This is a genomic window from Flavobacterium ginsengiterrae (genome assembly GCF_039539785.1).
Lineage (GTDB): Bacteria > Bacteroidota > Bacteroidia > Flavobacteriales > Flavobacteriaceae > Flavobacterium > Flavobacterium ginsengiterrae.
This window is the reverse complement of record NZ_BAABDU010000007.1, coordinates 222269-246381: the sequence shown is the minus strand read 5'-3', so window position 1 is coordinate 246381 and position 24113 is coordinate 222269. Positions and strand designations below refer to the sequence as shown.

The window sequence follows — 24113 nt, the reverse complement described above, 5'->3', positions numbered from 1 at the left end:
ATCTAGCACAAAACTTGAAATAAAAACCAAAATGAAAATTAAAGACATCATAACCGTACTCGAAGAAATGGCTCCGCTGGCCTATGCAGAAGATTTTGACAATGTGGGACTTTTAGTGGGAGATCCGGAAACTAACAGTACCGGAATTTTAGTCTGTCATGATGCTCTTGAAAATGTAGTTGAAGAAGCAAAAAATAAAAACTGCAATTTAATTGTGTGTTTTCACCCCATTTTATTTTCGGGCATAAAAAAAATTACGGGCAAAAATTATGTTGAGCGCGCTATATTAAAAGCCATAAAAAATGATATCGCCATTTATGCCGTTCATACTGCTCTTGACAACCACGCGCAGGGTGTAAATAAAATTTTCAGCAATGCCTTGGGTTTAATTAATACCAAAATCCTGATTCCGAAACAGCAATTCCTTCAAAAATTAGTAACCTATACAGTTCCTGACAATTCAGAAAAAGTGCGAAATGCAATGTTTGAAGCCGGAGCCGGAACAATTGGAAATTATGACAACTGCAGTTTTAATTCTGAAGGTTTTTTCACTTTTAAAGGAAACGAAAAAAGCAACCCCGTTATTGGCGAAAAAGGAAAACTACATACCGGAACTGAAATAAAAATTGAAGTTATTTTTGAAAAACATCTTCAGTCAAAAGTTGTAAAAGCCCTGCTCACAAATCATATTTACGAAGAAGTGGCTTATGAAGTTTACAATTTAGAGAACGCACAGCAAAATATTGGTTTAGGAATGATTGGCGAACTCGAAAATGAAATGGAAGAAAAAGAATTTCTTTTGTATGTAAAAGAAATGATGATTGCGCGCGGTATTCGCCATTCGGTTTTTACAGGAAAAAAAATCAAGAAAGTAGCCGTTTTGGGCGGGTCAGGAAGCTTTGCCATTAAAAATGCAATTCAGGCCGGAGCCGATGCTTTTTTAACCGCTGATTTAAAGTATCATCAGTTCTATGAAGCAGAAAATAAGTTACTTTTGGCCGATATTGGTCATTTTGAGAGCGAACGCTATACAAAAAACTATATTGTTGATTATCTTCGAAAAAAAATTCTTAATTTTGCGATCATTTTATCGGAAGAAAATACAAATCCAGTTAAGTACTTATAGAATATGACGAATACGAAAGAATTAAGTGTTGAGGACAAGTTAAGAGCAATATACGATTTACAGCTTATTGACTCTAGAATTGACGAAATCAGAAACGTTAGAGGAGAACTTCCTTTAGAGGTTGAAGATTTAGAAGATGAAGTTGCAGGTTTGAGCACTCGTTCAGAAAAACTGAAAGGTGAACTTGAAGTGATTGAGGAGCAAATCAAAGCAAAGAAAATTGCTATTGAGGAGCATAAAGAGGTTATCAAAAAGTACACAAAACAACAAGAATCAGTACGTAACAACAGAGAATTTAATTCTTTGACAAAAGAAGTTGAATTTCAGGAATTAGAAATTCAATTGGCTGAAAAGCAAATCAAAGAAATGAAAGCTTCTATCGAGCACAAAAAAGAAGTTATTTCTAACTTAAAAGAAAAACTTGATGCTAAAAGCTCTCATTTAAAACATAAAAAATCTGAATTAGACGCTATTATGGCTGAAACTCAGAAAGAAGAAACTTTCTTAACTGAGAAATCTGCTGAATATGCTGCGCAAATCGAAGACAGATTATTAGCAGCTTACAACAGAATCAGAAGCAGTGTTCGTAACGGATTAGCTGTAGTTTCTATCGAAAGAGGAGCTTCTGCAGGATCTTTCTTTACGATTCCACCACAAACTCAGGTTGAAATTGCTTCAAGAAAGAAAATCATCACTGATGAGCATTCTGGAAGAATCTTAGTTGACACTGCTTTAGCAGACGAAGAAAAAGAAAAAATGGAACAATTGTTCTCAAAATTCTAAATATTAAATCCCGATTAAATATCGGGATTTTTTTTGCATTTATATTTTGCCACAGATTAAAATGATTAACACGGATTAAAATTCTAAAGTTTGAAGAAGAAATCCTTTGTAATCTTTTAAACTGTGGCAAAACTTTTTTTTACCTTTAGAAAAAAATTAAGTTTTGGGAATTAAAAAAGGAATTCGTTTCATCACATTAAAATCGGTTGGATCTTATATCAATTTTTTGAGTTATGTGCGTCCGCAAAAGGCAATGGAACTTTCGTATGCGCTTTTCAGCCAGCCTCGAATTGGCCGATTACAAAAAGAAAAACTCCCAAAAGTTTTAAGAAATACTGAAACAGAAATTTTTCATCATAACGAACATCATTTTCAAACTTATATCTGGAAAGGAAATGAAACCAAAATTCTTTTGGTTCACGGCTGGGAAAGTAATTCGTCGCGTTGGAAGAAAACTTTACCACATCTTCAAAAATCCGGAAGCACCATTATTGCTCTTGATGCACCTGCACACGGACAAAGCAGTGGAAAAGAATTTAATGTTCCGCTTTACGCAGAATTCATCAATAAAGCAGTAGAAAAATATCAGCCTGAAATTATTATTGGTCATTCTATTGGCGGTGCTGCGTGTGTGTATCATCAATATTTATTTCCAAATACGAGCATCAATAAAATGGTGATTTTGGGTGCTCCATCAGATTTAAAAACTTTGATTGACAATTATGTTTCAATGCTGAGTTTAAACAGAAGAATGCTTCCTCTTTTAGAAAACAAATTTATTAATCGTTTTAATTTTAAATTGGAGGATTTTTCCGGACAGAAATTTGCTTCAGAATTTAATGTCGCTGGTTTTATTGCACATGATACTTCAGACAAAATTGTGGCTTTCGCCGAAGGAAAAAAAATAGCCAGCAATTGGAAAAACAGCCAGTTTGTAGAAACAAGCGGTTTAGGCCACGGAATGCATGATGATGAATTGTACGATAAAGTGATTGAGTTTCTTTTTTCTGAAAGTTCAAAGTAATTTTTTTAAAGATCCTAAGGTACTGAGTTGCTAAGACTCTAAGTTTTATAATAAAAAATCTAAACTCTGAAATCTAAAATCTAAAATCATTTTTTTGCCTATTTTTGCATCATGGAAGAAAATTTAAAACGTCTTAATAAATTTATAGCGGAAACAGGCTTTTGTTCGCGTCGTGAAGCCGATAAATTAATTGAGGAAGGACGTGTGACAATAAATGGTGTAGTGCCGGAAATGGGAACTAAAGTTTCACCAGATGATGAAGTACGTGTAGACGGAAAATTAATCGTAGAAAAACACGAAAAAATGATTTATCTGGCATTCAATAAACCAGTTGGAATTGAATGCACAACTAATCTAGAAGTCAGAAATAACATTGTAGATTATATTAATTATCCAAAACGTATTTTCCCAATTGGAAGATTGGATAAAGCCAGTGAAGGATTAATTTTTATGACGAATGACGGCGATATTGTAAATAAAATTCTCCGCGCCAGAAACAATCACGAAAAAGAATATACGGTTACAGTAAACAAACCTATTACAGAACGTTTTATCCAGAGAATGGGAAATGGTGTACCGATTCTGGATACTGTTACCAAAAAATGTAAAGTAGAACAAATCAGTAAATATACTTTCAAGATCATTTTAACGCAGGGATTAAACCGCCAGATTAGAAGAATGTCTGAATATTTGGGTTACGAAGTTACTGCGCTTAAACGTATCAGGATTATTAATATTTCACTTGATGTTCCGGTTGGCCGTTACAGAGATTTAACCGATGCCGAAATTAAAGAATTAAATCAATTAATTGAGCCTTCGAGTAAAACAGAAGAAGCCAGTCTGCCTAAAGTTGAAACTCCAAATAAAAACACAAGCAGAAGAACACCGTTTATTTCTAAAAATGATCCGCGTTTTAAAAAACGAGGAAATCAATAATTTTTATAATAAATAAAAAAGGCGTATTGAAATTTCAATACGCCTTTTTCTTTATTGTTATCTGAATTAGATTTTGTTGTTAAAAATTCTTAATTCATTTTCAAAAATGTAATATACAGACTGCGTAGCAAAATCTACTTCGTAGATTGGACGCATGTTTTCGAATAAGATTTTATCTAATTCTGTTCCGTCATCTTTCTTTACTTTAACTAAAACTTTTTGCTGTGTAGCTTCGTCTTTAGCAAAAATATAAGAGAAATCACGGCTTTGTCTCATAGCATCAAAACGCTGAGAAAATCTTTTAGAAACGTCAGCTAATGCAGCAGATCCTGCCGCTTGTTTTGCTGCTCTGTTTAATTGTTTGTCATTTTGTTTTTTGATAACAGAAGAACCTGTTTCTTTTCCTGTAGCCGGATCAATGTAAACCATTCTCCACTCAGATCCCATAGCAGCATTATATCCTGCAGAAACTCCTAAACCAATAGATCCTGCAGTTGCTAAAGCTTGCCCCCAAGCTCTTCCTCCGTCACCAGGCTGAGTATAGATTTTGTGGTATAAAACTTTACCTTCTTTGCTTACTCCCATAACTTCTGTAGGTCCAGAAAGAGCTACACCCCATGGAAATAATTCGATAGAGTTTAATTCTTTTTCTTTCTTGATGTTTACTTTTGCAAATGGGTCTGGTTTATCTTTTACAGTAGTATTGAATTTGAAAAGTTCTTCATCATTGTAAACTAAGAATTGATTGTTTTCTTCGTCAAAAACGTTTAATAAAGGACGTTTTGCGTTGAATTTTAAGTTTCCTCTCCATAATTTTTTACCTGTTTTATAATCTACCATGTTACCATAAGTAGCTGTTAGGTATAAAACTTTATCATCAACTTTACCTAAGTAGTTAATTGCATCTTCTTTATCATCAGAAATTTCGATGAAGCTTTTCCATTTTTTCTGACCGTCTTTGTCAATCAGCATCATTTCATTTTCAGCAACATATAAGTAGTCGCCATCAAGAGAAATTACTTTTTTCAATCCGTCGCCGCGAGCGTCTTTTTTCCAAATTTTAGAACCGTCTTTTAAGTTATAAAAGTTAAATCCGCTGTTGTGAGCTACTAAAATTTTATCTCCCCAGTCTTCTAAGTAAACAATGTATTTTGTTTTAATAGCATCTTCCCAGATTGGTTTTCCTGTTTCAGCGTCTAATACATTTAAATATTGTTTAGACGAAAGCAATCCTTTACTATTAATTACAACAAGGTTTTTACTGTTTTGAGTTGGAAATACTTTAGTATATTCTAATTCTCCAGTCCATTTTAAAGCTCCGGTATTTCTATCAATTGCAGATAATTTACCTAAATAAAGTGAGTAAATCGTAGTATCGCTTACTTCTGCTTCGTTAGAAGCATTTGCTTTAAAAGTAAACATTGAAGCAAATGCGCTTTTTGCATCTCCCTGTTCTGTTTTCCATAATACATCTCCAGTATTAAGATCGATTAAAGATGCGATTACTTTTCCGTTTTCTGCACCTTTTACTAAATACTGATTTTCTCCATATAAAAACTGGCTGTTAAAAACAGTGTATTTATAATTAGCTGAGTTGTAAACCACTTTTCCATCAAGTGTATTGATTAGAACTGTTTTGTAGTTCACTAAAGCTTCAACGTATGGAGTACCATCGATGTTCTTTAAGATTCTTTTGCTTGCAAATAAGTTGTCTGTGTCTAATTTGCTTAATGTTTCAAGCGTAGTACTTTCTCCAACTGTTTTATCAGCATCAAAACTCCAAGCCTCAGCTTTTGTTTCCGGATTAATACCCTTTACAACATTTCCTTCTTTAATAACAATAATTCCTGTAATAGGATTTTGCATTAAATCTTCAATTTTTGAATTCATTTTTAAGACTTCGTCAGCTTTTCTTTGGGCAAAACCAGTTAAGCAGGCGAATGTTAAAAAGAGAACCAGCGTAATTTTTTTCATAGTTTTCTGCAGGTTAAGATTTTATATTATTTTTAACAATTTGACAGCAAATATCTTATAATAGAAATTAATTAGCAAGGCTGGAAGTAAAAAAAATCTTTCTAAAATTAAATTAAATTTTCAAAAAGATTTTTTAACATATTTACGGTTTAACTTCCACGAAATCATAATATAATGCTTTCGATAAAAATCCATTTTGTTGGTAATTTCTTATCATTTCTTCTCTGGTGATTTCTGGATACTGTCCGTCTAAATTATTCTTTGCAAAATATTCTCTTCTAACTTCGTCATTAAAGTTTAAACTGCTCAAAAATTTGGGCTCAACACCTTTGTTTACTGAAATATTGTAATTGGTAATTAAACTCCCCCAATTAAAAAAACTGCATACTAAAATGGTCGCATAGAAATACCAAACCATTTGATTAACCAAATATGCATTTGTTTTTTGTTTTACAATTTTTAAAAAAGAATATACTAAACCAATAATTGCCAAAGTCAAAAACGCATAAACGCCTAAACGTTTGTAAGTCAAACCATAAAATGAAACATATTCTGAGTTTTTTATCATAGCGCTTACAATCAAAACTACATTTAATGTAATCCACACTTTTGCCAGTTTTTTCAATGTTGTTGCTTTTTCATCAAAATTAAATCCTCCTTTAAAGTAAAATAAGATTACACCAACTGCCATTAGAATTGAAAAAATCACAGCATTTACACGTTCGTGCGTGTCGGCGCTTAAGTTTGTTTTTTCAACCACTTCAAAAAACTGTTCGTAATTATATGTTCCTATAAAAACCAAAAGCATAATGTTTAGCAAAAACAATGTGATTTCGCCGCTCTTTCTTTCAAAATCCAGATCAAGAAATGAAAATGTACTTTGGTTTTTTATTTCAAAAATATTGGTGAATTCATTTTTAAGTTTTGGATTAAAATCATAACAGGCGTCCGGAACCCAGTAATTCCAAAAACTGAACGAAACATAAAATCCAATCGCGCTGATTAAGATAAGCTCAAAAAGATCAATATCTAAAGTGTAATCCGTAAACAATGAAGAAAAATGATTGCTTCCAAAAGAGTAAACAATAAAGAACAATCCTAAAAAGATAACCGGAATAACAACAAATGCTACGATTTTTTTAGCCAAGTCATTGTGTATTTTTCGTTCAGGCAGCCATTGATTAAACATAAAAATACGACCAAAAGAGGTAAAGCCATTTAGAAAAATGAGCGGGAAAATCTGAATGATTTTAAGTTCTCCATCCTGTGTTTTAAACTGTAGAAACAAAATTGATAATGCTAAAGCAAAAAATGAAGCAGCGTCTCCGTACCAGGCAAAAGCAAAACAAGATAAAATAGAGGTTACAACCAAAACTAAATGGGATCTGTCAACAAACTTCTCCTGAAAAAAATAACTAATAAAAAGCGTTAGTATTACGCCAAAAATAGAAAGATTAACTCCCGGAGACTGATTGTAAAAAAGCAGGGTAAATACCACTGTACAGGCTAAAATAATTTGATGTTTTTTCATGATTTTTAATTTAAAAGTACTTTGCATTTCAAAGTTATTAGACAAAAAAATAGAGTAATTAGGATTTCATTAATTTTTCGAGATAAGAAAGGTGCTCTTTAAACGCCGCGCGGCCAAGCGGTGTTACCTGATAAGATGTTTTTGGTTTTTTACCCACAAATTCCTTTTTAATCTCAATATATTCTGACTTTTCTAATGCTGAGGAATGACTCGCTAAATTACCATCGGTGATATTTAAAAGCGTTTTCATCTCGGTAAAATCTACCCAGTCGTTAACCATCAGAACGGACATAATACCCAGTCTGACACGGCTTTCAAAATCTTTATTTAGTTTATCAATAATTCCCATTGGGTTATTTGTATTTTTTGAACATCACTAATCCGTATACGATATGCAGGATTCCAAATCCTAAAATCCAGAAAATCAATCCATATCCTATATTAAAAAGTGCAATACATCCTAAAATCAGTTCCGAAAAACCTAGATATTTTATATCAGAAAATGTATATTTTTCAGCGTTTATAACGGCTAATCCGTAAAATATTAAAGTTGACGGTGCTACCAGACCAAAATAACCATGATGCATTAATGCCAGACAGAATATTCCTCCTGTTAAAAGCGGTACTGCCAAATTAAACAGCATTTTTTTGGTTGCCGAAGTCCAGATTGGCAGGTTGTATTTTCGGCTTTTTCTAATGGTAAAAAAGATTCCGAATACAAATGCAAATACTAAAATTGTAATTCCTATCCAGAATAATTCTGAAACCAGATTAGCAGAATATAATCTATGCTCATCGTTTAGATAATCCACACCATTTGCTTTAAACAACTGGTATACAAAGATACCGCCAATTAAAGCAGAAAGTCCCGCGAAAACTCCTGAAAGTCCGCTTAAAGATATAAATCTGGAAGAGCGCTCCATCATGGAACGAATATGTGCTAAATCTTCTTGATGCTTTTGATTCATAATTAAAGTACTTTGCAGTACAAAGTTATTATTTATTTTGAAATGACAATAAAAAAAGGCCGCTTTTTTTTAAAGCGGCCTTATCATCAATTTGTACTTAAGATTAGCTCTGATTTGTTTCAAAATTTTTAAATTTATACAGTAACGAAAACATTACGTAGCGCTTTAAAACATTGGTTTCTGAATCAATAACAGCCGTTGGCAAGATATTCCTGAAAGCACTCTGATTTTGATTCAGCAAATCGTAAACTTTCGCTTTAAATGTAAATTGTTTCGCAAATTTGTAGGATAAGCTGGTATTCCACAAATAAAAATCTCTTTTATAAGGTCCGGAAATGTTCGAATTATAGTTGTAGCCAAAGTCGTTGCCAAAAACCCAATTCTTAGGCCAAAAGCTTGTCATTTCGATATTAAAATTATGAGTTGTATTTGAAGTTGAACTTAAAGAAGTATTATTATATCGAATGTCGTTGTATGTAAAATTATAATATGGATGGATGTTTAATAATTCGCCATAGTCATACGCAAATCCAAAGCCGGGATTTAGCCTTAATGTTTTTGCTTCATACAGCTGATTATTTGTAAAACCTTTATTTAAACTATAATTAGCATACATAGAAAACCGCAGTCCAAAAGTATTCACATCTTTCTTTATGCTTTTGTTCCATTCTCCTGCTAATAACATATCGTATGTGCCTTCTACATTATCAAAAGTTGAAATCTGTTTCCCTGAACTGTTATATGCTGAAGCTCCCACAACCTGACTGTCAAAATAGGTAGTACTAAAATGGACAAAATAACCTGAACCTGATTGAAAATTAAAACTTGAAAAACCTGTTTGCAGAAAATGAAAGGTTGAAGGTTTTAAATTAGAATTTCCTGTTACAACAACTAAGGGATTATCTAAATTAGCAACTGCCAAAACCTGATTTCCTTTTGGAATTGTAAATTTGCGCTCATACATCATCAATATACTCTGAGATTGTGATATTCTGTAATTTGCACTAATCGTTCCGTTTGGGATAAAATAGTTCTTATTCAAGTCTGTTGTTTCCTTTAAATAAAATGCATGATTTTGAGTCTTGATAACAGAAGTTCCTGTAGATGCTGATAAATCAAATTTATTTATACTCGCACTAAATCCCACATTAGGGTTTACTCTAAAACTATTAAAAGAGTTATAATTACTAAGTACTTGATTAAAAACATCATATTCCATATCCTGACCATTACGGTCGAATGTTTTTTTATCATCGCTTGTTTTTTCATAATCAGTGATTACTGAAAAATTCAGCCTTAGCGAATCTGTTACTGGTTCAAAATACTGAAGGGTGCCTGTATATTTATCTCTGTTATTTTTCTGAATAACATTTTGATTACGCAAATCGTCAGGACTTGTTCCTTGTGCAAAAACGGTCAATGAATTTACTCTTGTATCTAAATCATTTCGTGAATTTTCGTTTTCAAAAGAGGCTGTAAAGTATCGTCCTTCTTTCTTAGAATTTGAAAAAAATCTAAGATTATTTCTAAAATTGGTATTATTATTTTCGCTTGTATTAAAAGAATTACTGGAATTTATTAACTCATTATTCTCATTCCATGTTTTTCTTTCAAAAGTATTTACCGATGTAGTTTTTCCTGTTTCAATGACCGGTCCAAAAAAAACTTTTATTGAAGGAGAAACTTTATACTCAAAATTCAAATTTACACTATACCTGTTAGAATCCTGATCGTTTTTTGAAGCAGATTTTGACAATAAAGAACCTGTTGGAAGTAAAGTAAGCTCTGATGTTCTATTTGTATTGTCTGTGTTAGAATTATTAAAATAATAATTCAAATCAGAACTTTGTTCTTTAAACCATTCATCAGAATAACTTAATCCAATCATATTCGATTTTGTTATTCCTCCCCTGCCGCCAGAAGCACCTCCAGAACCATCGTTTCTTCCGCCTCCCATATTATCAAAAACCTCGTTCATTGAAAAACCAGATGCATTAATATTATTTGAAGAAGCCAAAAAACTAATACGCCTTTTATCTTTAAAATAACTAAGTAAAGCACTTCTTTCATATCTTTCAGAGCTTCCGTAACCGCCCAACAATTTACCAAAAAAGCCTTTATTTTTCTTTTTGTCTATTGTTAGATTGATTGATACATTTTCTGATGTCGAAGCTTGTTTGGTAAATTCTTGTTCTTTCGTTTTGGTATCTGAAACCTGTACTTTTTTTATGAGCTCAGCCGGAAGATTTTGAAGTGCTATTTTTCCATCTGTATCAAAAAAGGGTTTTCCGTTAACTAATATTTGACTCACCTTTTTTCCATTGACTGTTATTTTTTTATCAGCATCAATAGTTACGCCGGGCAATTCTTTCAACAAAGCTTCTACGTTGGCATCTGGACGTAATTTAAATGAAGAGGCATTAAATTCTATGGTATCTTTTTTTATTCGGATAGGAGCTTCGTTTTTTATAATAACTTCATTCAGTTCAATATCATATTTTATCAGCCTTACAACGCCTAAATCTACACTCTGATGAAGTTTTTCTATCGTTTCAGAAAACTCCTGGTAACCTTCTGCCGAGATTTTTAAAATGTTGTTTTGAGATCCTGATTTGGTTTCTAATTTAAAAAGGCCGTTTTTATCTGAAAGTGTATAAGCTGTTAAAGAAGAATCTTTAGGATGAATAAGGTAAATTGTTGATGCTTCGACAGGTAAATTATTTTCGGCAACAATCTTACCGCTGAGAGTGACATTTTTCTGTGCAAAAGAAGAAATAGTATGTAAGAGAAAAACAAGAAAAATAAGTGTTTTTATCTTATTTGGTTTTGTAAAAAATGTATTTGAAAGAACTAAATCATGAAAAAAGAATGCAGTGAATTGTAAAGTTTTAATCATAAATAACGGATGTACTTGTTTTAAAGGCTTTTAATTATTTCATTTTTATAGGAGCAAACTTACTTTATAAATTGAAATAAACCAGAACTAATTGTTAAGAATTAGAAATTAAATTCAAACAATCCGTTAATTTTTGGTTGATTATAATAATCATTTTTATTAATGACTGTAATTCGCGTGAGGGATAGGAGCTGACTGCCGAAGCAGTGCGGATAGCCCGACCTCATTAAGATAAGCGGGCGAATACTCGCAAAGCAGGTTTGCCCGCTTATCTTAATGAGGTCACGCCCAATGCATAAAAAAGCCCATTCAAAAATGAACAGGCTGTTTTATATTTAAAACCATCTTCTTCTTTTGAAGAGAAAGACTCCAAAGGTTGATAATATTATAGATATTAAAAGTAAAATCCAGATTCCGTATTTACTTTCTTCTAAGCCGTTTGGGACATTCATTCCGTACAAGCTGGCAATTAATGTCGGAATCATTAAAATGATGGAAATTGAGGTCATCTGTTTCATAATATTGTTCATATTATTTGAGATTACAGATGCGTATGCGTCCATCATTCCGGTTAAGATGTTGTTATAAATATTCGCGGTATCCTGCGCCTGATTTAATTCGATTTCTACATCTTCTAATAATTCAGGATCATAACTGGCTTTGTGGGCTTTTAGATTTTTAATTCTTTGAAACAAAACATCATTTGCTTTTAAAGATGTTATAAAGAATACAAAGCATTTTTCGATTTGAAGTAACGCCTGCAGTTCTTCATTTTTGATAGACTTCTCTAAATTATCTTCGGCCAGTTTTATTTTTTGATTGATTTGTTTTAGATATTTCAAATACCAGACGCTTGATGATAAAAGCAGTCTTAATACTAAATTGAAATTGTCTTCGATTTCGATGTTTTTGCGTTGTGAATATGATACAAAATCGGCGATGATTTCTGTTTTGTAAAAACTGATGGTTACGCAGATATCTTCTTTAAAAATAATTCCGAGAGGAACGGTATGAAAAGGTATTTTGACATCGCCGCTTTTTATGGGAATACGCATGATAATCAGCGTCCAGCCATCTTCAATTTCGATACGAGGTCTTTCGTCGATATCTTCGATATCATTGTAAAAAGCTTCAGGAACCTGAAGTTCGTTTAATAAATATTTTTTTTCTGTTTCTGTTGGAGATTCGATGTGAATCCAGCAATTTGAAGTCCATTTTTGGATTTCTACCAATCCGTTGTTGTTTGTGTAAAAGGCTTTCATTTCAAAATACAGGGTTTTATTGCAGCATTTTGAAATTCAAAAGCTGCTTTAATTAAATACTAACGAATAATAATAATCGTCCATTTGGAGAAGTGTGTTTTTTTTAAGTGCTGCAAAAGTATCCTTTATTTTTAAGAACCAAAAGTTTAAACTATTAATTATATATTAAAAACGGCACTTTGAGTTTTAAACACTTAGAAAGTATTCAGTTTTTAGTATTCAGTCTTGAAAATACAGATAATTTAAACGCAAAGTGCGTAAAGATTTTTTTAGGGATTCTTTATAAAACAAGAAGTTCGCAAAGCTTTATATTGAATTGGCTTTGCGAACTTTATATTTTATAAAACTTAAGTGTAAAAATCTTTGCGATCCTTGCGGTTAATAAGACTTTACAAGATTATATTTTGATACAAATTATTATTTGTTTTTTGCGCTTCTCATTTTTCGTGCTAAAAGAGTATTCTTTAAAAGCATTGCAATTGTCATTGGCCCTACTCCACCCGGAACTGGTGTAATAAATGATGCTTTTTTGCTTACTCCGTCAAAATCAACATCTCCTTTTATAACATATCCTTTTGGGTTTGATGCATCTTCTACACGTGTAATTCCCACGTCAATAACAGTTACTCCGTCTTTTACCATATCAGCTTTTAAGAATTCCGGAACTCCTAAAGCTGTAATAATGATATCGGCATTTTTAGTAAATTCTGCTAAATCTTTAGTTCGGCTGTGTGTTAATGTAACTGTTGAGTCTCCAGGATTTCCTTTACGGCTCATTAAAATACTCATTGGACGGCCTACAATGTGGCTTCTCCCAATTACTACTGTATGTTTTCCCGCAGTTTCTACTTTGTAACGCTCTAGCAATTCCATAATTCCAAATGGTGTTGCAGGAATAAAACTTTCCAATTCAAGTGCCATTCTTCCAAAGTTAGTTGGGTGAAAACCATCAACATCTTTGTCAGGATCAATTGCTAATAAAATTTTTTGTTCCTCGATATGTTTTGGCAAAGGCAATTGAACGATGTATCCGTCAAGATTATCATCTTCGTTTAATTCTTTAATTTTTGCTAAAAGCTCGTCTTCTGTAATGGTTTCTGGTAAAGAAACTAAAGTTGAATCAAATCCGATTTCCTGGCATGATTTTACTTTACTTCCTACGTAAGTTAAACTTGCTCCGTTATTTCCCACTAAAACGGCTGCTAAATGAGGTACTTTTCCTCCGGCTGCTTTTATAGATTGAACTTCGGCTGCGATTTCGTTTTTAATGTCGTTAGATGTTTTTTTACCGTCTAGTAGCTGCATTGTGTTGTTTTATTTCAGGTTTAAAGTTTCATGTTTCACGTTACTTGCGAAACTCAAATATTTAAGTAATTAAAAAAGTTTCAAGTTTTGGTCTCTTAACTTGAAACCTTAAACTTGAAACTTTTATTATTTTTTATCTCGGCATTCCTCCTGGCATTCCTTTCATGCCACCCATCATTTTCATCAGATTTTTTCCGCCTGGACCCTGCATCATTTTCATCATCTTGCTCATTTGGTCAAACTGCTTCATTAACTGATTTACCTGCTCGACTTTTGTTCCGGAACCTTTTGCGATTCTGGCTTTTCTTTTTACATCGATAATGGCTGGTTTGCTTCTTTCTCCCGGAGTCATCGAATGAATAATGGCTTCGATGTGTTTGAAAGCGTCGTCTTCGATTTCAACATCTTTCATGGCTTTTGAAGCACCTGGTATCATTCCTACCAAGTCTTTCATGTTACCCATTTTTTTAACCTGCTGAATCTGCGTTAAGAAATCGTCAAAACCAAATTCGTTTTTAGCGATTTTCTTTTGAAGTTTTCTTGCTTCTTCTTCGTCAAATTGTTCCTGAGCTCTTTCAACAAGAGACACAACGTCTCCCATTCCTAAAATACGCTCAGCCATACGATCCGGGTAGAAAATGTCAATTGCTTCCATTTTCTCTCCTGTACCTACAAATTTGATTGGTTTGTTTACAACCGATTTAATTGAGATTGCTGCTCCACCACGAGTATCACCATCTAATTTGGTTAAGATAACCCCGTCAAAGTTTAAGATATCGTTGAAAGCTTTCGCTGTGTTTACAGCATCTTGTCCTGTCATGGAGTCTACAACGAACAATGTTTCTTGCGGCTGAATTGCTTTGTGTACACGTGCAATTTCATCCATCATTTCCTGATCTACTGCTAAACGTCCTGCCGTATCGACGATAACAACATTTAATCCGTTTGCTTTAGCGTGTTTAATTGCGTTTTGAGCAATTTCAACAGGATTTTTATTTTCTGGTTCTGAGTAAACCTCAACACCTATTTGATCTCCCACAACATGCAGCTGATTGATCGCCGCCGGACGGTAGATATCACACGCTACAAGAAGTGGTTTCTTGTTTTTCTTTGTTTTTAAGAAGTTTGCTAATTTCCCAGAGAAAGTCGTTTTACCAGAACCTTGCAAACCTGACATCAAGATCACAGTTGGATTTCCAGAAAGGTTAACTCCGGCAACATCGCCTCCCATTAATTCGGTAAGCTCGTCTTTTACTAACTTAACCAATAATTGTCCTGGCTGTAATGTTGTTAATACATCTTGACCAATTGCTTTTTCTTTTACTTTGGTTGTAAAATCTTTAGCAATTTTAAAGTTAACATCGGCATCAAGTAAAGCACGACGAACTTCTTTTAAAGTATCGGCAACGTTTACTTCTGTAATTTTACCGTGTCCTTTTAATATATGGAACGCTTTATCTAACTTATCACTTAAATTATCAAACATATCTTTTTCTTTATTTGAAGTGCAAAGATAATCTAATTAGATATTTCAGGCAATTTATTTTTTAAGGTTCAAAGCTGCAAAGGAACAGAGTCTCAAAGTTTTTTTGTTTCGCCGCCAAGACGATAAGACACAAAGTTTTTTTGCAAAGATTTACTAGCCACGAAGACGCAAAGTCGCAAAGTTATTTCACGCAGATTTATTGAGATAAAGCAGATCATGCTGATTTCTATTTTTTAAATAATCAAAAATTTAAATCTGCTAAAATCTGCCGAATCTTGCGTGAAACAAAAACTCAAAAACAAATCTGCTAAATCTGCAAGAGAAAAAAACTTTATGTCTTAGCGCCTTCGCAGAAATCCAAAAAAAAGGCGCAAGAAGAAAAACCTCTGCGCCTTTGTAACTATGTCACTTTAAAACTTTAAAATTAAAATTGGAAGTAAATAAATGGCTGCGAACCGGCAACAGCTGTTGCATATACAATCCAATAAACAAATCCTAAGATTATGGCTTTTATTAATAATGGTGTTTTGTCGAAAACAAGCTTCATTTTTGTTGTGAAAACTTCTGGCAGGAAATGCCAAACGTAACCAAACAGCATTAATAAAAATACATTTTTATAACCTAAAATTATAGCCTGCCAATGGTCTGGTTCAAAAGTTAACTGACCAATATTGTTAATTACCTGTAAAGCCGTTTCGAAATCTCTGGCGCGGAAAAAGATCCAGCAGAACACCACGAAATGAAACGTAATCAGAATTGAAAAGAATGTCCAAAGAAAGTTGCTTTTCCCGTCTTTTCTAGATGGAAAAAATTCCATAAATATTTTATGAATCGCTAATGCTAATCCGTGTAAAGCTCCCCAAACAATAAACTGTGCTCCTGCTCCATGCCATAATCCTCCTAAAAGCATTGTGGTAAACAAATTGAAATTGGTTACCAATGTCTGCTTCCTTTTACTTGAAAGCAAAAATGACAAACAGAAAATTAAAATACTGCTAAGCGCAACAATTAATGGAATTATACTTGTTGTGTAATTTGCCATTCCCCAAAGCAATAATCCGAAGAAAAATAAACTTGGGAATAAATATCCGGCAAAAGAACCTGATCTGTTTCCACCTATGGAAATATATAAAAAGTCTTTTAACCATGTTGAAAGCGAAATATGCCATCTTCTCCAAAAATCTGTAATCGAAGTTGATTTATAAGGCGTTCTAAAGTTGGCCGGTAACTTAAATCCTAAAAGCAATGCGATTCCAATTGCCATATCTGAATATCCTGAGAAATCACAATAAATCTGAATGGCATAACCGTAAGATGCCATTAAATTTTCAAATGCGGTATAGTTCATCGGCGTATCAAAAACACGATCGACAAAGTTTACCGAGATATAATTTGAAATAACCGTTTTCTTAATTAAACCTCCAATAATCAGAAACAAACCGTTGTTTACGTCTTGTCTCGTTAAGTTTAATTTTTGATAAATCTGCGGAAGAAAATCTTTTGCACGCACAATTGGCCCGGCAACTAACTGCGGGAAAAACGAAACGAAAAATAAATATTCGATATAGTTTTTTGTCGGCTTAATTTCTTCACGGTAAATTTCGATAATATAACTCATTGACTGGAAAGTATAGAATGAAATTCCAACCGGAAGAAAGATATCATGAAATTTTAAATTACCATTGAACATATCGTTATAAGTACCAATCATGAAATTCATATACTTGAAATAGCCAAGTAATCCTAAATTTAATATTACACTTATAACCAAATATAATTTCTTGGTGCTGTCTTTAGTTTCTTTGTAAATAATCTGGCTTAAACCATAATCTACAATAGACGAAAGCAATAAAAGTAAAAAGTAAATACCGCTTGACTTGTAATAAAAGAAAAGCGAAAAGAGAATAACATACGTTAATCTTAAATAAAATGTTTTGCGTAAAAATCCATACACAAAATAAAACACCAGAAATAATCCTAAGAATAAACCGGTATTAAATAATAGTTTTTCGTCTGGGTTATAAGTAAACCAGCTTTCAACTTGTTCTATTGTAATTGCACCAAAATTTTGAATGAACCAATTATTAATGCTTTCTATTGTTGTCAACTTACTTTTTAGATTTAAAATTATCGTATGCTTTTAAAAATGCCTCTGAAAACAAACTTCCTTGTTTTTCGTATCCTTTTTTAGAATAATGCACCCAGTCTTTCCCTATTAATCCTTGAGCATTCAACTGTCCTATTCCGTTTAAACCTCCTAATTCATCATATAAATCCCAAACGGCAAATCCGTCTTTTTCGGCAATATCATTTATTCGCTGTGCATATTCTCCAACAAAATGATTTGGTTTTCTTCCTCTAAATAAAGAAGGCGGAGGCGTCATGACTATAATAGGAACGTCGATATTTTGATCTTTTATGTTTTTAATAAACTGTCGCAGTCTTCTTATATATTCTGAAGCTTCGAGTTTATCAAAACTTTCATTGGTTCCTAAAGAGAAAATTAAAAGATCAGGATGTAAAGCTTTTAATTGTTCAAAAAACAAAGGATATTTATTGTAGTCTGAAAACTTCGCTCCGTTTACACCAATGCCGCTGTACGTTATTCCGGGAGCATTTTTTTCTAAAACCAATCCGTTAAGCTCATATTCTTTTGCTTCTTTATTCGGAATTAGAAAAATTCTGTCTAATGCTTTTTCTGATTTGTAATAATGACAAAACGCATCTGATTCCAGGTTTAAAGGCACAAACTCTGATGTTTTAATATTCTTTGGCTGTGTTTGATTAGTTGGAATTTTTAAAATCCTTCCCGCACGAATATTATTTGACTTCAGCTGATTGGCCTTTTTAATCTCCGTAACAGAAACATTGTATTTATCTGCAATTACAGAGATCGCTTCTCCTTTTTTAATTTTATGCGTTATTACTTTTCGCTCAGTTGTTTCAACAAATTTGGTTTGAGATCCTGATGCCAATTCAAACATATTTTCATTTTTCGGCGTTATAATCTGAATCGTATTAAACTTATAAACCGGATCTTTTATACTCATTTCAACCACAAACCCGCCTGTGTCTCTCCAAAGTCCAATACCGCTTAACCCAACCGGATAATCCCTAACCGGATAAATATTTCGATAACTTTCCCAAATTCTGTTGCATCGAAAACGCTCATTATAAGAACCATTAGTTTTTGCCAGCTGATACGGAAATACTAAACCTCGTCCGGCATTTCCAAATTTTTGCTGCAACAGCTTTCTTATTTTATTGGTCATTAAATCGCCCTGAATGTGCGAATCACCAATATGAACTATATTTATCTTTTGATTGCCAGCACTCTCATTCTCTTTCAATTTCTGAAAAACACTTTCTAATGCTTTTGCATTATAGATGTGATTTCCTGTATAAGTTTCTACCGATGTTGAATCGATTTTGTTAACCATATTTTTAGTTGTTGGAAGTGGGACTGATGTTTCTGTTTTATCGTTTGTTGAGAAAAAAAGACAACAAAAGAAAATAAGTAGTTTATTCATTTACGCTATCTTTTTTGACAGATACGGAATCTGCTTTTGGTTTCTTAATCGCTCGCTTAACGCCTCCATCACGTTTTTCACGCAACTTTTTATATTCTTCGTAACCTTCATTTAACTGACTGTACAATAAATTCCCAATGGCTTTTGCTCCCCTTTGGTTAAAGTGGGTATAATCTTTATTTGCTCTGGCTGGAGATTCATCAACCCATTTTACCATAGATCCGTCTCCGCCCATTAAAGTATATAAATTTACGAAACCTGATTCAGTATCCAAAGCATATTTCTTTTGGGCATTCATTAATGGCACAACTGCAGAGTCTGTTTTCATTTCTAAATTGTATTTAGTCGATTTATCGGCAGTAGAAACAATCAAAATAGAAACGCCCGGGAATGATTCTTTAATTTTATTTACTGTTTTAGTCATTCCTTTTTCGTACCAAGAATAATTTTTGGTTCCGTAGTTCAATACGTTCGTTCCGTAATGAAGAATAATCAAATCATATTTCAGACTGTTATTAAATGCCTGCATTACATTGGCGTCAAACATAGAAATCGGCAGTCCTGAATTTCCTCTTTGCGAGAAGTTATCAACGTGAACACCAGTTCCGTTATCAAAATTAAAACCGAAAATTGGAATTGAATCAGCATGGATAAAGTTAGCTTTGAAAGATTTTACACTTCCCGAAGTTACTTTTAAGCTGTTTACTAAATTGTTTGGCGAAAGACTTTTTCTTAATGTATCTTTTCCAATAATAAAGTTTACATTTCCTTTTTTAGAAGATCTTCCATAAAATAATGTTGGATTATCTAAAGAAGTTGAATATTTATTCAATCCGGCTTCATACTGAACCCAGGTTGTATTGTTTTTATCATTTGCAAAAAACACATGTCCGTTTACACCAAACGGGCTGATTGGTTTTTTTACATTTAAATAGGATTGTATTTTCCAGTTTTTAGAATACAGTGTTTTTACAGAACCTCTTGAAGCCGATGATTCTGAAATTATGGAAACAAAACCAACTCCATTTCCTCCAAAATGTTCCTGATAATTCATACGAACGTCCTGTACGATCAAGTCACCATCGGTCATAGAATCTCCATAATACGCAATTCGAACATGTCCGCTTGGATTTTGCTCTAACTGATATAATTTTTCATAAAAAGAAATCAGATATTGAAATCCTTTATACTTATCGAAAGTTTCAGAAGGAAATTCAATTCCCTCAGAAGCATCATAAACTATTTTTTCCTTACCCGATTTATCAGCCGTACTATCGACTAAAAGAGAATCTTTAGCGACAGATTCAAGAAGCAGACTATCGATAAGAACATTTTTTGAATCTAATTTAGCATCCGAAAAAATTTTATCCGGCAGAATTTGTTTAAAACCCGCGAAAGCAATAACGGCTAATGCAACGATTGCAAAAGACTGAAAGAAATATGATTTTGTATTCACTTAACTAATTATATTTTGAAGAATAAAAACGGTAAATAATTATCATTATTACGGTTAATTCTGTTTTAAAAAATTGCTGCGCAAAGATAGAATTAAATCATTCAGTTTTAATTCATTTTAACAAGAAAGAAAATAAAAAAAAGAGGCTAGAAAATTCTAACCTCTTAAATCAAAAAAAAATAAAAAAAACAAAGCTAAAGATTAACTAAATTTTGAATGCTGTGCATTATATTTTTAGAATGAATAATCTTTATATTTTTTTAGATTTTCATTTTTATATTATTTCAAGATAGCGTATTCTAAAGTAACATTACCTCTTTCGCTTGCCTCATTCAGCATAGTTAAGAATTTTACTTTATAATAGTTACCAGCTGCATCTTTAACTACGTAAAAACGATCTGTTCTGATACTTGGCAAAGTAGTTTGACTTCCACCATTTCTCCAGTTTGCTCCAATTATTCTTTGATCGGTCTCAGAAACTTTAAAACTGTCTTCAACAACTTTTGCTTTTGTAAAGTCAGCATATGATCCTCCGGTAGAAACTAAGACTTGATAAACTTTTGCTCCTCCTTTAGAATTTGTTGTAATAAAATCAGAATAGCCATAAGTAACTTCACCAGTACCCATATTTAAATAATTTGTAAATACTGTAAAGTTCAGATCCCATTTATCTTTTTCAGGCTCTACTGAAACAGTATTTCCTGAAGCTATACTAAAATAGTTAAAGTTGAAAGCTGCATCTTTAGAAATTGTTTTTTCTGTAAAAGTAGTAGAAGCTAAATCTGCGTATTGAATTTTATATCCATTACCGTTTCTTAAAATCCTAACCTTTTTCCATCCTCTAGACTCTCCATCAACAATAACATTTCCTTTTTCCGGCACAGCTGTTCCTACTAAAGCTCCCATATTAACTAAGTAAACTTTATTATCTGCATCTGTAGCTGAAACTTCAGCAATAGCAGTTCCAATTCCCGCTCCTGCCCCAGCTAAAACTCCAGTTGGGTTATCAACAAATCCGTTAGATGCTAAAGTTGATCCTGCACCAACAGTTACATTTGCATCAATTTCCTGCGGCAAAGTAATATCAGAAGTTTCTAGTTTTTTCACAGCCATTTTTACTGAGCCGTTTATAATAACTCTAAAATCACTTCCTGAATAAAACCCAAAATCCCAAGCAGCTCTGTTTACTGATTTAGATGTACCTGAGCTTAAATCAAGATAAAGCTGATTTGGCTGATTTGGCCCACCTACAGTAGCAGCTAAAACACTTCCTAATGAAGCTGTTTGATTAAAATTAACCTGAACTGATTTATTCAATCCAGTTACAATATTAATAGAAGAAGTTGTAATCGTGAAAACAACATTTTTCACTTCTCCCTCAATAGCATCTTTTAGTTTATTAAAAGTGAAACTTACAGAAGAAACCCCTTTTTCAAAAGGAACAACAACTGTTTTTGCTGTTGCAGCTGGTAAAGTAGTAAAATCTGTACCGCTAACTACACCCGTTTCTGTAAAAGAAATCGTAAGTGTCCCTGCCTCAGTTGTAGCAGTCGCAAATTTTAACTCTATAGGAGTTGCTGCCTGAGTTAAGTTTAATGAAGCCTGAGCAAACGAGACTGCATTAGCTTCTACCGGATTATTGTCATCGCTTGAACAAGAAACAAGAGACAATAAGGCAATTGATAAAAATAAAAGTTTTTTCATTGATTTATTGATTTATATTAAAGATTAAGATTATATGCTAATTTTAAAAAATATGAGCGTCCATAAGCAAGCATTACTTCTCCTGGCGCTGCATGTCCTGCAGTTTGATTTGTATTGCTTTGATTTACATTTGTGATATTAAAAACATTTCTTGCTCCAAGTGTAACTTCAAATTGATCCTTAAAAAAGTTTTTTCTAATAGAAACATCCAGCCAGTTACTTGGATCAATATCAGATAATATAAATGAGGTAGAACCTTCTATAAATCGTTGTGTTTTTCCATTATATTTATAATATCCTGAAAATGTAGTTTTCCATTTTGGAACTAGATAAGAAAAACTCGCATTTAGGTTAAAAGAGTACAAAAACTTATCATCCGAAGTAAAAACTTTGTTTTCTATTTTCTGTGAGATTCCAATTATAGCAGCTCCAAAATTAAAAGTCAAATTATCTTTCCTAAATTGGTTAACAGCAGAAAAGTTCCAAACTTTGTACTTACTAATATTGATATACTGATATTCTGGATTACCTGTATCAGAATTAAATCCAACTAATGCCATATCAATTCTATCATTTACATCTAAATAGCTGCCCGCGAAAGTATTTGACATTTGTAATCCTGAAGAAAATGTCGTCATCTTTTTGAGACTGGTTTCATATGAGGTACTTGTTTCAGGAACCAGATTTTCATTACCAATGAAGAAATGTCCATCAAAAATAAGTTTAGAATATAATTCTTCGAAAGTTGGTGTTCTAAAACTATCACCATAAGAAGCACGTACTTCAACCCCTTTATCAAATAAATACCTTAGTCCAATTGAAGAAGCATATTGATTATCAAACTTTGACTGAGCCGAAAATCTTAATCCTGGTCTGATTGAAAGTCTTTCAGTTGCCATAATCTCTGAAGAAACAAAAAAATCATAATTCTCAATAGTCTTTCTAACCGGTACAAAGATTGCATTAGCTTCTTGCACTAATGAGAATCCTTGATTATTTACAAATTCATATCCTATTTGCAAATCGACTTTTTTATCTGCAAAAAAATTATTTAATGTTCCTGTTGAATAAAGAACTTCCATAGACTGATCTTTTACTTTTACATTATTATCTTCAGTCTTAGCAGCAAAAAGATATCTAAAATCTTCCACATCTCTTTGTTGTTTTTGATGTGAAAGAGACACATTGTAATTTAGCTGAGAAAACAATTTCCCTACAGCATTTAAATTATGGTAATATCTGTTTGTAAAATATCTTTTGTCATCAGAATAACGATAAGAACCTGTAACAGGATTAAAGCCAGATTGTACCGTACTATTATAGTAGTCTACATTTTCATCAAAAAACTCAAATCGATAGAAAAAACGAAAATTATCTTTGTTGTATGCTATTAGTGCCGTAGTGTTTAATTGATCTTTTGGCAGCCATCTATAACCGCGCTTTTGGTCATTTTCAAAGTAATCCATCCCTTCTTTATCATTCAAATAACCTTGAAAATCATTACGGTTTGCCCCAAGTGATGCAAACCAATTTTTGTTAAATGAATGAGAAACCTTTAACGATTGAATATGACGTCCTTCTTTAAATAGAGAATATTCATCACTTACTGTTTCTTCCTGAACATAGGCATTGATTCCCCATTTGTAGTTTGAAGATTTTTTTGTGATTATGTTTAAAACTCCACTAACAGCATTAGCACCATAAACAACCCCCATTGATCCTTCAACAATTTCAATTCGCTCAACATCATTAAGATTGATTTGAGATAAGTCTGTATTATTGCCCAGACCAGCTTCATTTACTAAAGGAACATTGTCAACCAAAATTTTAAAATATTGCGCATCTAATCCAAATAAAGAAACTGTCGATCTGCCACTTGTGCTGCTAGGCCTTACTGTAATGTTGAGATATTGATTCAAAACATCTGCAAGATTTGTAGCGGCAAGGTTTTGAATATCCTTACTAGAAATCACCCGAACATTAAATACAGATTTTTTGATTGATTGCGGTTCAAACTGCCCTGTAACAACAACTTCAGAAAGTTTTTCTCGCGATGTAATGGTATCTTTTTGCTGCGAAAAAGAAATTTGACATAAAAGTATTACAGCAAAAAAAGTTAGTTTTATTTTCAT

17 protein-coding genes are annotated in these 24113 nt (G+C 32.7%); 4 read left to right on the top strand and 13 right to left on the bottom strand.

The window, feature by feature from the left end:
* Window positions 1-31: 31 nt before the first annotated feature.
* From ABD859_RS20445 to rluF, 4 genes are all read left to right on the top strand, one after another.
* On the top strand, window positions 32-1126 hold the full coding sequence (locus ABD859_RS20445) for a Nif3-like dinuclear metal center hexameric protein (protein WP_345146780.1): 1095 nt from the start codon (window positions 32-34) through the stop codon (window positions 1124-1126).
* A 3-nt stretch (window positions 1127-1129) separates the two neighbouring features.
* Window positions 1130-1909, top strand: coding sequence for a zinc ribbon domain-containing protein (locus ABD859_RS20440; RefSeq protein ID WP_345146520.1), 780 nt, complete (start codon window positions 1130-1132; stop codon window positions 1907-1909).
* A 163-nt stretch (window positions 1910-2072) separates the two neighbouring features.
* Window positions 2073-2933 carry an alpha/beta fold hydrolase gene (locus ABD859_RS20435; RefSeq protein WP_345146519.1) on the top strand — a complete coding sequence of 287 codons (861 nt, stop codon included), beginning with the start codon at window positions 2073-2075 and terminating at the stop codon, window positions 2931-2933.
* Window positions 2934-3044: 111 nt separating this feature from the next.
* Window positions 3045-3869, top strand: coding sequence for a 23S rRNA pseudouridine(2604) synthase RluF (gene rluF, locus ABD859_RS20430; RefSeq protein WP_345146518.1), 825 nt, complete (start codon window positions 3045-3047; stop codon window positions 3867-3869).
* Window positions 3870-3935: 66 nt separating this feature from the next.
* On the opposite strand, the gene ABD859_RS20425 is transcribed toward rluF, so the two are convergent.
* The 13 genes from ABD859_RS20425 to ABD859_RS20365 all read right to left on the bottom strand — a co-directional run bounded on the left by ABD859_RS20425 (window position 3936) and on the right by ABD859_RS20365 (window position 24113).
* On the bottom strand, window positions 3936-5843 hold the full coding sequence (locus ABD859_RS20425; RefSeq protein WP_345146517.1) for an outer membrane protein assembly factor BamB family protein: 1908 nt from the start codon (window positions 5841-5843) through the stop codon (window positions 3936-3938).
* A 142-nt stretch (window positions 5844-5985) separates the two neighbouring features.
* A complete protein-coding gene (locus ABD859_RS20420) occupies window positions 5986-7374 on the bottom strand; it encodes a DUF4153 domain-containing protein (RefSeq protein WP_345146516.1) in 1389 nt (462 codons plus the stop codon).
* Window positions 7375-7432: 58 nt separating this feature from the next.
* Entirely contained in the window at window positions 7433-7723 is a 291-nt protein-coding gene (locus ABD859_RS20415) for a winged helix-turn-helix domain-containing protein (RefSeq protein WP_008464519.1), read from the bottom strand.
* A 4-nt stretch (window positions 7724-7727) separates the two neighbouring features.
* Complete coding sequence (locus ABD859_RS20410) at window positions 7728-8342, bottom strand: hypothetical protein (protein WP_345146515.1); 615 nt, start codon at window positions 8340-8342, stop codon at window positions 7728-7730.
* 103 nt (window positions 8343-8445) lie between these two features.
* The gene (locus ABD859_RS20405; RefSeq protein ID WP_345146514.1) at window positions 8446-11238 is read right to left on the bottom strand and encodes an outer membrane beta-barrel protein; all 2793 of its coding nucleotides are present in this window, start codon (window positions 11236-11238) and stop codon (window positions 8446-8448) included.
* Window positions 11239-11573: 335 nt separating this feature from the next.
* A complete protein-coding gene (locus ABD859_RS20400) occupies window positions 11574-12500 on the bottom strand; it encodes a magnesium transporter CorA family protein (RefSeq protein WP_345146513.1) in 927 nt (308 codons plus the stop codon).
* Window positions 12501-12917: 417 nt separating this feature from the next.
* Window positions 12918-13805, bottom strand: coding sequence for a bifunctional 5,10-methylenetetrahydrofolate dehydrogenase/5,10-methenyltetrahydrofolate cyclohydrolase (locus ABD859_RS20395; protein WP_345146512.1), 888 nt, complete (start codon window positions 13803-13805; stop codon window positions 12918-12920).
* 133 nt (window positions 13806-13938) lie between these two features.
* Window positions 13939-15291 (bottom strand): signal recognition particle protein, encoded by a 1353-nt coding sequence (gene ffh / locus ABD859_RS20390; RefSeq protein ID WP_345146511.1) that lies wholly within the window; start codon window positions 15289-15291, stop codon window positions 13939-13941.
* A 424-nt stretch (window positions 15292-15715) separates the two neighbouring features.
* Window positions 15716-17398 (bottom strand): MBOAT family O-acyltransferase, encoded by a 1683-nt coding sequence (locus ABD859_RS20385; RefSeq protein ID WP_345146509.1) that lies wholly within the window; start codon window positions 17396-17398, stop codon window positions 15716-15718.
* Between the two features lies 1 nt (window position 17399).
* A complete protein-coding gene (locus ABD859_RS20380) occupies window positions 17400-18821 on the bottom strand; it encodes a GDSL-type esterase/lipase family protein (protein ID WP_345146507.1) in 1422 nt (473 codons plus the stop codon).
* Complete coding sequence (locus ABD859_RS20375) at window positions 18814-20277, bottom strand: SGNH/GDSL hydrolase family protein (protein ID WP_345146505.1); 1464 nt, start codon at window positions 20275-20277, stop codon at window positions 18814-18816. Before ABD859_RS20375 ends, ABD859_RS20380 begins: the two co-directional genes overlap by 8 nt.
* A 279-nt stretch (window positions 20278-20556) precedes the next feature.
* Window positions 20557-21981, bottom strand: coding sequence for an HmuY family protein (locus tag ABD859_RS20370; RefSeq protein WP_345146504.1), 1425 nt, complete (start codon window positions 21979-21981; stop codon window positions 20557-20559).
* A 17-nt stretch (window positions 21982-21998) separates the two neighbouring features.
* Entirely contained in the window at window positions 21999-24113 is a 2115-nt protein-coding gene (locus ABD859_RS20365; protein WP_345146502.1) for a TonB-dependent receptor plug domain-containing protein, read from the bottom strand.